The organism is Gemmatimonas sp. (assembly GCF_027531815.1).
GTDB lineage: Bacteria > Gemmatimonadota > Gemmatimonadetes > Gemmatimonadales > Gemmatimonadaceae > Gemmatimonas.
Genome location: NZ_JAPZSK010000001.1, coordinates 261,173 through 273,904 on the forward strand (window position 1 = coordinate 261,173; position 12,732 = coordinate 273,904).

General features: G+C 67.9%; 12 protein-coding genes. 9 read left to right on the plus strand and 3 right to left on the minus strand.

The genetic code is table 11. From position 1 onward, the window contains the following. The first annotated feature begins 40 nt into the window (after positions 1–40). The 3 genes from O9271_RS01095 (at position 41) to O9271_RS01105 (ending at position 3,341) form a co-directional block, all read left to right on the plus strand. Positions 41–1,099: an NAD(P)-dependent alcohol dehydrogenase gene (locus O9271_RS01095; protein WP_298265341.1), complete on the plus strand. Its 1,059-nt coding sequence runs from the start codon at positions 41–43 to the stop codon at positions 1,097–1,099. A 407-nt stretch (positions 1,100–1,506) separates the two neighbouring features. Then, complete coding sequence (locus tag O9271_RS01100; protein ID WP_298265343.1) at positions 1,507–2,226, plus strand: response regulator transcription factor; 720 nt, start codon at positions 1,507–1,509, stop codon at positions 2,224–2,226. Then, the gene (locus O9271_RS01105; RefSeq protein WP_298265345.1) at positions 2,223–3,341 is read left to right on the plus strand and encodes an ATP-binding protein; all 1,119 of its coding nucleotides are present in this window, start codon (positions 2,223–2,225) and stop codon (positions 3,339–3,341) included. Before O9271_RS01100 ends, O9271_RS01105 begins: the two co-directional genes overlap by 4 nt. Positions 3,342–3,347: 6 nt before the next feature. On the opposite strand, the gene O9271_RS01110 is transcribed toward O9271_RS01105, so the two are convergent. Together O9271_RS01110 and O9271_RS01115 are read right to left on the minus strand one after the other, a co-directional pair. Further along, positions 3,348–4,466, minus strand: a complete 1,119-nt coding sequence (locus tag O9271_RS01110; RefSeq protein ID WP_298265347.1) for a hypothetical protein — start codon at positions 4,464–4,466, stop codon at positions 3,348–3,350. Positions 4,467–4,473: 7 nt separating this feature from the next. Continuing rightward, positions 4,474–5,508, minus strand: a complete 1,035-nt coding sequence (locus O9271_RS01115) for a DUF4956 domain-containing protein (RefSeq protein WP_298265349.1) — start codon at positions 5,506–5,508, stop codon at positions 4,474–4,476. Between the two features lie 172 nt (positions 5,509–5,680). Between O9271_RS01115 and O9271_RS01120 the strand changes: the two genes are divergently transcribed. Beyond that, positions 5,681–7,309, plus strand: coding sequence for an alkaline phosphatase family protein (locus O9271_RS01120; RefSeq protein WP_298265351.1), 1,629 nt, complete (start codon positions 5,681–5,683; stop codon positions 7,307–7,309). Positions 7,310–7,422: 113 nt separating this feature from the next. Next, positions 7,423–7,551, plus strand: a complete 129-nt coding sequence (locus O9271_RS01125) for a hypothetical protein (RefSeq protein WP_298265353.1) — start codon at positions 7,423–7,425, stop codon at positions 7,549–7,551. 215 nt (positions 7,552–7,766) lie between these two features. Here O9271_RS01125 and O9271_RS01130 read toward each other — a convergent pair whose 3' ends face one another. Next, the gene (locus O9271_RS01130) at positions 7,767–8,936 is read right to left on the minus strand and encodes an aminotransferase class I/II-fold pyridoxal phosphate-dependent enzyme (RefSeq protein ID WP_298265355.1); all 1,170 of its coding nucleotides are present in this window, start codon (positions 8,934–8,936) and stop codon (positions 7,767–7,769) included. Positions 8,937–8,982: 46 nt separating this feature from the next. Here O9271_RS01130 and O9271_RS01135 point away from each other — a divergent pair, with 46 nt between their 5' ends. From O9271_RS01135 to O9271_RS01150, 4 genes are all read left to right on the plus strand, one after another. Further along, on the plus strand, positions 8,983–9,420 hold the full coding sequence (locus tag O9271_RS01135) for a DUF3429 domain-containing protein (protein WP_298265357.1): 438 nt from the start codon (positions 8,983–8,985) through the stop codon (positions 9,418–9,420). A 94-nt stretch (positions 9,421–9,514) separates the two neighbouring features. Further along, complete coding sequence (locus tag O9271_RS01140) at positions 9,515–10,420, plus strand: histone deacetylase (protein ID WP_298265359.1); 906 nt, start codon at positions 9,515–9,517, stop codon at positions 10,418–10,420. 68 nt (positions 10,421–10,488) lie between these two features. Continuing rightward, positions 10,489–11,655 carry a PQQ-dependent sugar dehydrogenase gene (locus O9271_RS01145; RefSeq protein WP_298265361.1) on the plus strand — a complete coding sequence of 389 codons (1,167 nt, stop codon included), beginning with the start codon at positions 10,489–10,491 and terminating at the stop codon, positions 11,653–11,655. Continuing rightward, entirely contained in the window at positions 11,655–12,650 is a 996-nt protein-coding gene (locus O9271_RS01150; protein WP_298265363.1) for a glycoside hydrolase family 16 protein, read from the plus strand. Before O9271_RS01145 ends, O9271_RS01150 begins: the two co-directional genes overlap by 1 nt. The last annotated feature ends 82 nt before the right edge of the window (positions 12,651–12,732 follow it).

Consider the following 12,732-nt stretch of genomic DNA (forward strand, 5'->3'; position numbering starts at 1 on the left):
CGGATGGAAAACGCACGACGACGGCTGCACGTTTAGAGATATGATACCCACCATCGGCATTGCCGCCTACGATGCGGCCGGACCCCTGGCCCCGTGGCGCTTCGAGCGCCGCGACCTTGGCGCCCACGACGTGCACATCCGGATTCACTTCTGCGGAATCTGCCACTCCGACCTGCACACGGTGCGTGGCGAATGGGGACCGTGCGCTTATCCACAGGTTCCCGGCCACGAAATCGTGGGGCGCGTGGAACAGGTCGGCCCTGCCGTCACGCGGTGGAAGGCGGGCGATCTGGTGGGGGTGGGCTGCATGGTGAACAGCTGCCAGCAGTGCCAGCCCTGCGCGGATGGCCTCGAGCAGTACTGTGACAACGGCATGACGGGCACCTACGGCAGCATCGAGCAGGAAACCGGACGCCCCACCCAGGGCGGGTATGCCACCGACGTGGTGGTCCACGAGCAGTTCGTGCTGCGCGTCCCCGAGAATCTCGATCCGGCAGCGGTTGCCCCGCTGCTCTGCGCCGGTATCACCACCTGGTCGCCGCTGCGGCAGTGGAAGGTCGGGCCCGGGTCGCGCGTGGCGGTGGTGGGTATTGGGGGGCTGGGACACATGGCCGTGAAGCTGGCGCGGGCGCTCGGCGCGCACGTGGTGGTGCTCACGACCTCCCCCGGCAAGGCGGAGGATGCCCTGCGGTTGGGGGCCCACGAGGTGGTGCTGTCGCGCGACAAGCAGGCCATGAAGGGGCTGCGCAACTCCCTTGACGTCATCATCGACACCGTGGGGACGCCGCACGACCTCGAGGGCGAGATGCAGTTGCTGCGACTGGACGGGACCCTCGTGCTCCTTGGCGGTTCGCCCGAGCCGCATCCGTCGCCGGGAGCGTTCACCTTCATCATGAAACGCCGCCGCCTCGCCGGTTCGCTGATCGGCGGCATCGCCGAAACGCAGGAAATGCTGGATTTCTGCGGCGCCCACGGCATCACCGCCGACATCGAACTCATTGCTGCCGACGCCGTGAACGCGGCGTACGAGCGCATGCTGCGCTCCGACGTGCGCTATCGCTTCGTCATCGACGCGAGCACGATCTCGGCCCCGGCATAGGCTGAAGGACTCATGACCTGCCCACGCGGCCGGCGCACAAGTGCCGGCCGCGTGGGCCTTTCGTCGTACCTCCCGGACGCCATGGAACCGGTGCCCTCCTGCTGATTCCTGTCCTCAGCACAGGCCCGGACGGAGCGGGAAGACCGCCGATGGCGTGATCCTTCTGCCAGTTGACCGTGGCCGGCAAGCAGGCGTTCGTGGTGGAGGATGCCCGCACCCATGCCGCCGTGCGGCGCCCCCCTCGTCACACAGGACGCTTGACGCGCTGAAGGAGTGCGGCCTTCAGCGGTTTGTCGTTGCTGCCCGCGCCGGGTTAGGATTGTCAGGTGACCGTGGCCGTGCGCACTGCACCGGCCCGATGCGGGCCCCAGGGCCCTGCTCCCGCACACGCCTCGATCTGCCGCGACATGACGCTCCCTCACGGTGAGTCGGTCGATCCCGAACGCATTCTCGTCGTCGAAGATGATGACGCGCTGCGAGCAGCCGTGGCGCACACCCTGGGGGCGCTCTGCCCCGACGTACGCACCGCCGCCACCCTGGCCGACGCCTTCCGCGAAACCGCCCAGGCGCAGCCAGACCTGATCGTGCTCGATCTCGGCCTCCCCGACGGGGACGGGACGGAGTTGGTGACCAAGCTGCGTGCCGTGACCGACGTGCCGGTGATCGTGCTCTCGGGGCGCGACAGCGAGGACGCGAAGGTGGCGCTGCTCGACGCCGGTGCGGACGATTTCCTCATCAAGCCGTGCGGTGCAGCCGAGCTGCTCGCGCGGGTTCGCGGACAGCTGCGGCGCTCCGCCACCTCACAGGCCGCCCGGTCGTGGGCGCGCGTGCTCGTCGACGGGGTCGAGATCGACCTCGTCTCGCAGCGTGTCGTGCGCAACGGCGTGCCCCAACGGCTGACCCCGACCGAGTGGGCCCTGCTGCGTGCGCTCGTACTGCAGGGAGGGCGCCCGGTGTCGCCGAAGCAGCTGTGGGACATCGTGTGGGATCGGGAGTTCGGTGACTACTCGACCCATGTGCGCGTGCACATTACCCATCTGCGGCGCAAGATCGAGCCCAATCCGCAGGTCCCCAGCCTCATCATCACCGAGCCAGGGGTTGGATACCGTTTCAATGGCCCGCGGTGACCCGGTCGCGCGTTGGGCTGTGGGCCGTATGGCTTGGGGTCTACGCCGTCACGACGGTGCTGCTGTACGCGGCCTCCGGGTTGCCGGACATCCGCGTGGCGCATGCGGTGCTGGCTTACCTCGTTCTGGTGATCATGGCCAGTCGTCAGGAGGGGCGTGCGCTCTCCATGACCATGGTGGGGCTGAGTTATCTCGCTGTGAAGTGGTTCTACGTGCCGCCGCGGTTCACGCTGCGTGCGGCCACGCAGCTCGATGGCGTACTGCTGGCGGGGTTCGTGATCACGGGGTGGATGCTCTCCGAGCTGTTCGCCAAGCAGCGCGCGGCCACGCGAATCGCCGAGGAGCGCACGCGCGAGGTGGAGCGCCTGAGCGCCGAACGGCTTCAGCTCGAACGTGAAGCGTCCACCGCCCGCGTAATGCGTGAGGCCGACCGCCTCAAGAATGCCCTGCTGAGCTCCCTCGCCCACGATCTCCGCTCCCCCGTGTCGACCTTGTCGCTGCTCTCCGACCCGGCGGCCGGATTCACCGCCGACGTGGCGCTGTCACGCGTCCATGAGGAAGCGCAACGGTTGGGCGAGTACATTGCCACCTTGCAGCGCTTCGCGGCGGAGGGTGGCGGCAGCATGCTGGCGCTCGACGTGCATGACGCGACCGCGCTGGTGCACACCGCGCTGCGTTCATCGGCGGGGGTGCTTGCCGGGCGGCGCGTGGACGTGGTCACCCGGCAGGAGGGGATCGTGGCCCGGTGCGACCTGACGCTCACCATGCAGGTGCTTGGCAACCTGCTGCAGAATGCGGTGCGCTATGCACCCGCCGGTGCACCGATCGACGTGACGGTGTCCGCGACGCCGTCCACCGTGGAACTTGCCGTGGCCGACCGCGGCCCCGGCGTTGGCGAGCAGGAGCTGGACCGGCTCTTTGTGCCGCTGCAATCGCGTCCTTCCGCGGCGGCCGGTGCAACCGGCGACACCGTCGCGTCCGGCGGGCGCATGGGCATGGGACTCGCCATTGCGCGCACCTTCGCCAGGGCTCAACGCGGCGACGTGATGTATCGCCCTCGCGCCGGGGGCGGGGCCGAGTTCATCGTGCAGCTGCCACGCGCCCCCGTGGGCTGAGCCCGGCTACTTCACGCAGTCGCCCAGCAGCGCCTTTCGTGCCGATTCCGGCGTCCGAATGTCCTGGTAGAATTCGGCGATGTACCCGAGCGCACTCTTCACCGTCCCGGGTGTCATGAGCTTGCCGATGGTGTCGGCGTACAGCGCCTCGATGGCCGGGCGCTTCGCCCGGAAGGTCTCGTAGACGGCCGGATACGCCACGTCGTGCGCACACCAGCCACGAAAGAGGCGCGTACGCACGCTCCTGATGGGCAGTGAGGGATCGGTTCCCGCGTAGTGGGCGTTGATAATGCCGGAGAAGTCGAAGTCGTACGCCACGGGCGCGTACCGGCCATCGGGCAACGACACGATCTCCCCATTGTGCAGGCCGTTGAACGACACGTCGGTGTTCGCGATGAGGTACAGGTAGGTGTACACCATGGCCGTGTGCGCCGGATCGAGGTCTTCGGCGGTGGCGCCCTTCCGATCGAGAATCTTGCCGCCGCTGCGCGCGGCCAGCTGGGCGGGATCCTCGATGATGAAACCGTACCGTGTCGTCTCGACCTGTCCGGTGGCACTGTCGGCGTAGGCGATGCGCAGCACGCGGATCTTGTGCGACAGGTCGGTGACATGCCGGTAAATGCGATACAGCTGGGCCTCGTGCAGGTTGTACTGCTCGTACTGCGTGGTGTTGCGGCAGAAGCCCACCATCTTCGGTTCCTCCAGATTGGCGAACTCGGTGCCATCCGCCGTCTTGTCGCCGAACTTGAGCCGCAGCGGCGGGAAATCGCAGTGCTTGAGTCGCCAGACACCCCGCGTCTTGGCACGCACCGGCACGGCCACCTGCTTGCCGGCAGCATCGGTGTAGCTGAGGCGCGCCCAGCGCCACGGCGCGTTCGGCTGCTTGTCGCGCCGGATCTGCTTCATGTTGAGGGTGAGCGTGATGTCGAAAGGGAGCTCACTGCGGAAGAGGCGCGGATTGGGCACTTTGCGTGCGGCCGTATCGGCCCCTGGTGCCTGCGGGGCCTTCGGTGCCTTCTCCGTGTCCTTCTTGCCCTGCGCCGTGGCCACCAGCGGCAGCAGCAGGAGCGCCCCAGCAGCCCGGCATCGGGGCCATGGCCAGCGGTACAGGCGCGATATCAGCATGGCACCCTCACTCGATTTCGGCAGCGGTCAGCTCGGAAGCGCCGGCGGCACGCACCAGCGACAGCAGTTCATCGGGACCCGTCTTCTTGCGCAATTGCACGCGATACTCGATCACCGTGGTCTCCTCACCGATCTGCATGCCCCCGAATCGCCAGGTCTTGGTGAACTCCGAGAGCCGCGGCTCGAGGACGCCCCGCAGTCCGTTGGCGTTGCTCGTGGACAGGCGCAATGTGCGCTCTTCGACCAGCACCGGCATCTCGGTGGTCATGTTGTTGGCCTTCGCGCGCCGCCAGGCGCGTTCGGCCAGCCCTTCGAGCTGCTCCGTCGTCATGTTCTTGAGCACCTCGTCGTCCATGCGCGCCACGAACGTGCCGGTGCGCGCCATCTGCTTGGCGCGCTGCAGCTTGCGCTCGGCCAAACGCCCGTCGAGTTCGGCCGGCGCGCTGCCGAAGTCGGTGTACCAGAGGGCGAAGGCCAGCAGGTTGAAGGTGAGACTGAGTACTGCTGCCACGGGGAGATTGACCGCCGACGACAGACCAATGGCCGTAGCCAGAAAGACGTAGACGGCGTCCTTCGAGTCGTCGAGCGAGTTGCGGAAGCGCACGGCGGCCACAATGCCCGCCAGCGAAAAGGCGAGCGCCAGCGAGTACTTGACCAGCAGCACGATTCCGGCGACCACCGTGGGCAGGATGACCAGGAGTTGCACGACCGACTGCTGGTAGCCACGCTTGGCGCGCGTGAGCAGATACACCCACGCCACCGGCAGTGACAGCAGCGCCGCCGCGATCATGGCCACCCCCACGGTGAGCGCCAGCGTGGCCTCGTCGAGCCCACTCGCGGGGCCGGCGGCCACCAGATCCTGCAGCGAGGTGGCGCCACCGGGTCCCGTCTCGGTGCCGAGGCCCATGAGTGCTTCCAGCGACGGCGGCAGCCGGTTCGCCCATCGGTGAACCGCGAGTGCCGTCCCGCCGATGAGCGCGAGGTAGTACACGAGGCAGCGGACGATGACGCGCGTGGCCGGTGTGTTGCGCCACCCGGTCATTGCCACGAACTCCGTGAGGAATGCAAGTCGATCATGGGGACAAAGGCGACACGAGCCGATTGGTCGGCCCAAGGGTAGGACCCGGAGGCGTGGGCCGCCGCGCCAACTCACGGAGCGGTGCCCCGACGCCCATAATCGTGCGCCACGGGCCATCGCGCCATACATTCGCCGCATGAAGCGTTCCATACTGGGATTGCCGCTGATCGTGACGCTGGCCTGCGTCGCAGGCGCCGCCGCTTCCCCGGGGTCGGTGGCCACGACGATGCCGTCCGGGGCCGAGCGGGCGCGCGCGGCGTCGGGCACGCAGCCGAAACCCCGGCTGGTCGTCCTCATCACCATTGACCAGTTCCGGGCGGATTACCTCACCCGGTACGGCAGCCAGCTGCAGGGCGGCATTGCCCGTCTGGCGCGTGGTGGCATGCACTTCACCGATGCCCACCACGATCACGCGATCACGGAAACGGCGCCGGGGCACGCCACGCTGCTCTCCGGACGGTTCCCGCGGTCCACCGGCATCATGATGAACTCGATCGGGGTAGACGACGAGTCCGCCCCGCTGGTGGCGGGCGGGTACGGCCCCGGCGCGTCACCCACGCGCTTTCAGGGCACGACCCTCGTCGACTGGATGACGGCGGCCGAGCGGCGGACCCGCACCCTGTCGGTGTCGATGAAGGACCGGGGGGCCATTCTGCCGATGGGCCGCGCGAAGTCCGATGTGTACTGGTACTCGATCGACGGGCGCTTCCTCACCAGCAGCTACTACCGCAAGGATCTGCCGACGTGGGTCACCGCCTTCAACGAGCGCCAGATGGTGGCCGGTTTTGCGGGTAAGTCGTGGTCGCTGCTGCTCCCCGACAGCGCCTATGTGGAGCGAGACAGCGTGCCCATCGAGATGGGCGGGCGCGGCTTCCTGTTTCCGCACCAGCTGACCGACGATGTGATCGATGCCGGGGCGAACATCCGCATCACCCCGTTCATGGATGACATGGTGCTGGCGTTCGCGTTGCACGGGGTGGCGTCACTGCAACTCGGTGCCGGCGCCCACACCGATCTGCTGGCGCTCTCCCTCTCTGCCACCGACGTGATCGGCCACAACTTCGGCCCCGATTCGCGGGAGATGCACGATCAGGTGCTGCGCGTCGACCGCGCCATCGGCACCTTCCTCGATTCCTTGTACCAGCTGCGGGATTCGTCCACGGTCACCGTGGTGCTTACGAGCGACCACGGCGTGGGCACGATTCCCGAACTGGCGCCCAACAGCGTGCAACCGCCACCGCGTCGCGTATCGCTGGCGCCGGTGGTGCCCGCCCTGCGCGCCAAGCTGCGTGAGATGAAGGTGGACACCTTCGCCATCGACATCGACATGAACATCCTGCTGGGCGATCGTCGCGCGTTCCGTCGGCAGGCCGACTTCGAGGTGGCAATGCAGTTCTTCGTGGAGCAGCTGCGCACCGTGCCGGGTGTGGCCCGCGTAGACCGCTTTCCGGCGCTGCTCGCCGACACGGCAACCGACGTCATTGCGCGGCGCTGGGCCCATCAGTTTCCCGCCACCTCCAACGTGGAGGCGGTGATCACACTCGATCCGCTCAGCACCTGGGGAGGCAACATTGCCTCGCACGGGTCGCCCCACGACTACGACTCGCGCGTACCGCTCATCCTTGCCGGCGCGGGGGTCACGCCTGGCACGCAGCGCCAGTTCGTGCGCACGGTCGATATCGCCCCGACGCTGGCGCGGCTGCTGGGGGTGAAGCCGCTGGAACGACTGGATGGCACGCCGCTGTCGCTCGGTTCGCCACCCTGATCCGCGCACGGCACCGCGCTGGCCGCAGCCGCCGACGATCGGATCCTGGCCTTCGAGATCCCCGCCCCGGTCCCACGGTTCTGGTTGCGTGCGCGAGACGCCATACTTCCGGCATGCGATTCGCCCGCTATCTCATGATCGCCTTCATGGCGTTCGTCTTCGTGGCGCTCTACTACTCGGCCACGGCCCCGGTGGAGCCGGGGCCGGTGGCCGGTCCGACGCGTCCGGCGCCGGTTCCGTAAGCCGGCGTGGTGGTCCGCGTTGGCCGTCGGTGCCGTTTCACCGGCCTGCCGGGCAACGCATATGCCTGCGTGCCGCACCCCGCGTGGAGGCTCCACCCCGAAGACAGCGCCACCTGACCGTCGCACCCATCACCAGCTGAGCGCATCGCGCACCGGCGGCGTGCACGAAGCGCCGCACTGTCTCATCGTCCGGCAGGCGCGCCGCCAACGCCATGTCAGCGTCCCGCGTTCGCGCGCACGGCGAGGGAGCCGAGTCGCTCGCCGGCGGCGCGCAGCGTTTCCTCGCGCTTGGCGAAGTGGAAGCGAATGAGATGCTTCACCGGTTCGCGGAAGAAGCTTGACCCGGGCACGCCGGCCACCCCGACGTCCTTGATCAGCCACTCGCTGGCGGCCGTATCGTCGGCAAAGCCGAGCGCACTGATGTCCACCATCACGTAGTACGCGCCCTGCGGTTCCGTGAAGGGTAGCCCGGTGGTGCGCAGAATGTCGAGGAAGAGTTCGCGCTTGGCCGTGTACAGCGTGGTGAGCCCCTCGTAGTACGACGGCGGCAGTTCGAGCGCGCCCACGGCGGCTTCCATGAGCGGCGCGGCCGCGCCCACCGTGAGGAAGTCGTGCACCTTCTTCGCCTGATTGATCACGTGCGCCGGCGCGTGCACGTACCCCAGACGCCACCCGGTGATGGAGTACGTCTTCGACAGCGAGTTCACCGTGATCGTGCGCTCGAAGGCGCCCGGCAGCGTGTTGACGTACACGTGCTCGTGCGGCGCGTAGATGATGTGCTCGTACGGCTCGTCGGAGATGATCCAGGTATCGTACTGCTCGGCGTAGCGCAGAATGGTGAGCAGCTCCTCGCGCGTGAACACCTTGCCGCTCGGATTCGAGGGATTGCAGATGACGATCGCCTTCGGGTGCTGCGCAAACGCCCGCTTGAGATCGTCCTCGTCGAAGCCGAAGCCGGGCGGATGCAGCGGCACGTAAATCGGCTCCGCCCCCGAGAGAATGGCGTCGGCGGCGTAGTTCTCGTAGAACGGCGAGAAGACGATGACCTTGTCCCCCGGATTGCAGGCCGTCATCATGGCCACCATCATCGCTTCGGTGCTGCCGCACGTCACGACCAGATGCTGGTCGGGGTCCACCTCGAGGCCGGAGAAGTGCTGGATCTTCTTCGCCAGCGCCTGCCGGAACCGCGGGGCGCCCCAGGTGACGGCATACTGGTGAAAGGGGCCGCGCGTGGCGCGCTCGAGCCCCTCCAGCAGCACCTCGGGGGGATCGAAATCGGGGAACCCCTGCGAGAGGTTGATGGCGCCGTACTGGTTCGCGAGGCGGGTGGTGCCGCGAATGACGGATTCCGTGAAGACGGACAGGCGGGTGGCGGTGGAAGGCATGGCCGAGAGACTACCGCGCGGTCCCCGAGTACGCCATGGTTTTGCCATGCCTTCACGCGCGATCTGGTTGATCAGCCTATCCGGGCTGCTGCCGTTTCTCACCTGTCTTGTGCTCGCCTACGGGGTGCCGGCCTACGCCGAATCCGCCAAGACGGTGTTCCTGGTCTATTCGGCGCTCACCCTCACGTTTCTCGGCGGGGCACGGTGGGGCGCGGAACTGGTGCGGGCGCCGGAACGCCCCGATCTGCTGCGCCTGGTGCTGTCGGCGGTGCCGTCGGTGTTGGGGATGTTCGCGCTGGTGCCGCGCACCGCACCGCAGGTGGCGGTGGGGCTGCTGCTGCTGTCGTCGGCCGGCCAGCTGGTGTGGGATGTCCAGGCATCACGAGCCGGGCTGCTGCCGTCGTGGAATGGGCGGGTGCGCACCGTCATGACGGCGCTGGGCACGGTGTGCACAGCGGCGATGTGGCCGCTGTTCCGCGGGTGATGTGAGCGCTGGCGTGGGCTGAACCGCCGATGGCAGACGGGAGCCCCCCCGGCTGTAGTTCCCGGCGCCCGGTGCCCACGAATTACCTTGCGTCATGCTGCACCTCTGGTCGTCGTCCCGCTACGCCATCGAGCTTCCCGAAGGCCACCGCTTCCCCATGGCCAAGTACGCGCTGCTGCGCGAGGGGGTGCTGCGCGAGGGGCTGGTGCCGCCGGAGCGCCTGCACGACCCGGCGCCGGCCGCGCTCGACGACCTCCTGCGCGTGCACACGCCGCAGTACGTGGACCACATTCGGCACGGCACGTTGCCCTACGCCGAGCAGCGGCGCATCGGGCTGCCGTGGAGCGAGGCGTTCGTGGAGCGGGCCTTTCGTGTGGTGCAGGGCACCATCGAAGCCACGGAATCGGCGCTGCGGCATGGCGTGGCCATGAACCTGGCCGGGGGCACGCATCACGCCTTCCCCGATCGTGGCGAGGGCTTCTGCACCTTCAATGACGTGGCGGTGGCGGTGCGCCGCCTGCAGGCGATGGGCATGGTGCGCCGCGTGGCCATCGTCGACCTCGACGTGCACCAGGGAAACGGCACGCACGGCTGCTTTGCCGGCGACTCCGACGTGTACACGTTCAGCATGCACGGCGCCAAGAACTTCCCCTTTCACAAGGTGCCCGGTACCCGCGATGTCGAGCTGGCCGACGGCACCGGTGATGACGAGTACCTCGACCTGCTGCAGCGGCATCTGCCCGAGGTGCTGCGCGCGGCACGCCCCGACCTCGTGGTGTACCTGAGTGGTGCCGACCCGCACGAAGGAGACCGGCTGGGTCGGCTCCGCCTCACCTTCGACGGGCTCATGAGTCGCGACCGCTACGTGATCGGCAGCTGCCGCGAGGTGGGAATTCCCGTGTGCACGACCATGAGTGGCGGCTACGGCCGTGACGTGCACGATACGGTGGCGGTGCACCTCAACACGGTGCGGGTGCTGCGGGCCTTTGCTGCCGGATGAGCCGTTTGCGCTCCGGCACGATAGCTTTGAGTGTGCATTTCTCACCTCAGCGCACTCTGGGAGCTCCTATGCGTGGTTTCATCCTGCGGCGCAGCGCCGCGGTTCTGCTTCCCCTGGTTGCTGCCGCCAGCGCCGCCGATGCGCAGGGGCAGGTCTACCGGTCGTCGGCCCACGACTACCGCGTGGTGAAGGTCGTCGATGGGCTCGTGAACCCGTGGGGCATGGCGTTTCTCCCCAACGGGGACATGCTGGTGACGGAGCGGGGCGGGCGGCTGCGCATCGTGCGCGGTGGCGCCCTTGTGGTCACGCCGGTGGCCGGCGTGCCCGCCGTGGTGGCGGCTGGCCAGGGCGGCCTGCTCGACGTGGCGCTGCACCCGCAGTTCGCCAGCAACCGGCTCCTCTACCTCACCTACTCCAAGCAGATGCCCGGTGGCTCGACCACGGCGCTGCATCTGGCGCGCTTCGAGAACGATGCGCTGGTGGGCGGCAAGGACATCTTCATTGCCGAATCGAAGGGGCGACCGGGACACTTCGGTTCACGCATCACCTTCGACAAGTCGGGGCACCTGTTCATCAGCGTGGGCGACCGGCAGATCGCGCCCGAGGGCGATCTGGCGAAGCACCCCGCGCAGGACCTGTCCAATCACCACGGCAAGATCATCCGACTCAACCTCGACGGCAGTGTGCCGACGGACAATCCGTTCGCCAAGCAGGCCGGCGCGAAGCCGGAGATCTGGAGCTACGGGCATCGCAATCCGCAGGGGCTGCTGGTGCACCCGGTCACCGGCGATCTGTGGGAAGTGGAGCACGGTCCGCAGGGCGGCGACGAGTTGAACCTGGTGGAGCCCGGCAAGAACTACGGGTGGCCCGTGGTGGGCTTTGGCGTGAACTACGGTCCCGGCAAGGCGATTCACGCCAGCACCATGGCGCCGGGGATGGAGAATGCGAAGCACGTGTGGGTGCCGTCCATCGCCACATCGGGGCTGCTGGTGTACACCGGCAGCAAGTTCCCCGAATGGAAGGGGAGCGTTTTCGTGGGCGGGCTCGCGGGCATGCGCGTGGCGCGTCTCACGCTCGACGGACAGAAGGCGGAACTGGCCGACAACCTCGTGAGGGGGATCGGCCGCATCCGTGATGTGCGCCAGGGGCCTGATGGCTTCATCTACCTCGCGGTGGACGACGCGCAGGGCAAGCCCACGCCGGTGGTGCGGCTCGAGCCGGTTGCGCGCAAGTAATGCGTGAGAGGCGATCGGTTCACCGCCGCGGTGCGCTGCTGCGCATCGCGGCGGTGTGCGTTGCTGCCGCGGGGCTGAGTGCCGCGGTCGCGGCCTGCGACACGCGTGGCAATCGCTTCGGTACCGTGGCCACCGCCGCGGCGTCGATGGGCAATGCCGATCGTCCCGGCTGGACGCTTACCTGGTACGACGAGTTCACCGACACGATCCTCAATGCCGGCAAGTGGGTGGCCGAAGAGGGCAACGGCTTCTGGAACGCCGACAGTAGCGCGTATGTGAGTGGCTGGGGCAACGACGAACTGCAGTGCTACACCGCGTCGCCTGCCAACGTGCGGGTGCGGGACGGCGCGCTGCGCATCATCGCTCGGCGGGAATCCGTGCCCAACGTGTCGTCGCGTGACCGCACCGATCGCTGCGCCTTCTCTTCGGCGCGCCTCAAGACGCGCGCGCACGACGGGCGCGAACTGTTCGCCCAGCGGTACGGGCGCATCGAGTTCCGGGCGCGCCTCCCCGAAGGACAGGGGCTGTGGCCGGCGCTGTGGCTGCTTCCGCTGCGCGACGCGTACGGCACCTGGGCCGCGAGCGGCGAAATCGACGTCATGGAAGCACGCGGCCAGAACCCGCAGGTGGTGCTTGGCACGCTGCACTACGGCGGCCAGTGGCCGAACAACGTGCACACCGGCATGGACTACACGCTACCGAACAACGGCCGCATCAGCGACTGGCACGTGTATGCCATCGAGTGGAGCCCCAAACGCATTGCGTGGTTCGTGGACGACTCACTGTACCAGACGCAGACCGACTGGTACAGCGGCACCGACAGCACGCAGAAGAGCCGGGGAACGGCGCCCTTCGACCAGCCCTTCTACCTCGTCATGAATCTCGCGGTGGGTGGACGGTTTCTCGGTGCCCCCGACAGTACGACGAAGTTCCCCGGCGAGCTGCAGGTGGATTGGGTACGGGCGTACGAGCAACAGCAACAGCCTAAGGAGTAAAGCGTTCCCTCCTGACTGCACCGCGCCAGCCGTGATCGCCGTGCAGTCGGCTGGCAACGCATGACCCGTTACGCCGTTCCCG

Coding starts and splice junctions, on each gene's coding strand:
- O9271_RS01130 (WP_298265355.1), bottom strand. CDS start 8,936: ATGCCTTCCACCGCCACCCGCCTGTCCGTCTTCACGGAATCCGTCATT.
- O9271_RS01125 (WP_298265353.1), top strand. CDS start 7,423: ATGCGATTCGCCCGCTATCTCATGATCGCCTTCATGGCGTTCGTCTTC.
- O9271_RS01095 (WP_298265341.1), top strand. CDS start 41: ATGATACCCACCATCGGCATTGCCGCCTACGATGCGGCCGGACCCCTG.
- O9271_RS01115 (WP_298265349.1), bottom strand. CDS start 5,508: ATGACCGGGTGGCGCAACACACCGGCCACGCGCGTCATCGTCCGCTGC.
- O9271_RS01100 (WP_298265343.1), top strand. CDS start 1,507: ATGACGCTCCCTCACGGTGAGTCGGTCGATCCCGAACGCATTCTCGTC.
- O9271_RS01145 (WP_298265361.1), top strand. CDS start 10,489: ATGCGTGGTTTCATCCTGCGGCGCAGCGCCGCGGTTCTGCTTCCCCTG.
- O9271_RS01150 (WP_298265363.1), top strand. CDS start 11,655: ATGCGTGAGAGGCGATCGGTTCACCGCCGCGGTGCGCTGCTGCGCATC.
- O9271_RS01140 (WP_298265359.1), top strand. CDS start 9,515: ATGCTGCACCTCTGGTCGTCGTCCCGCTACGCCATCGAGCTTCCCGAA.
- O9271_RS01110 (WP_298265347.1), bottom strand. CDS start 4,466: ATGCTGATATCGCGCCTGTACCGCTGGCCATGGCCCCGATGCCGGGCT.
- O9271_RS01120 (WP_298265351.1), top strand. CDS start 5,681: ATGAAGCGTTCCATACTGGGATTGCCGCTGATCGTGACGCTGGCCTGC.
- O9271_RS01135 (WP_298265357.1), top strand. CDS start 8,983: ATGCCTTCACGCGCGATCTGGTTGATCAGCCTATCCGGGCTGCTGCCG.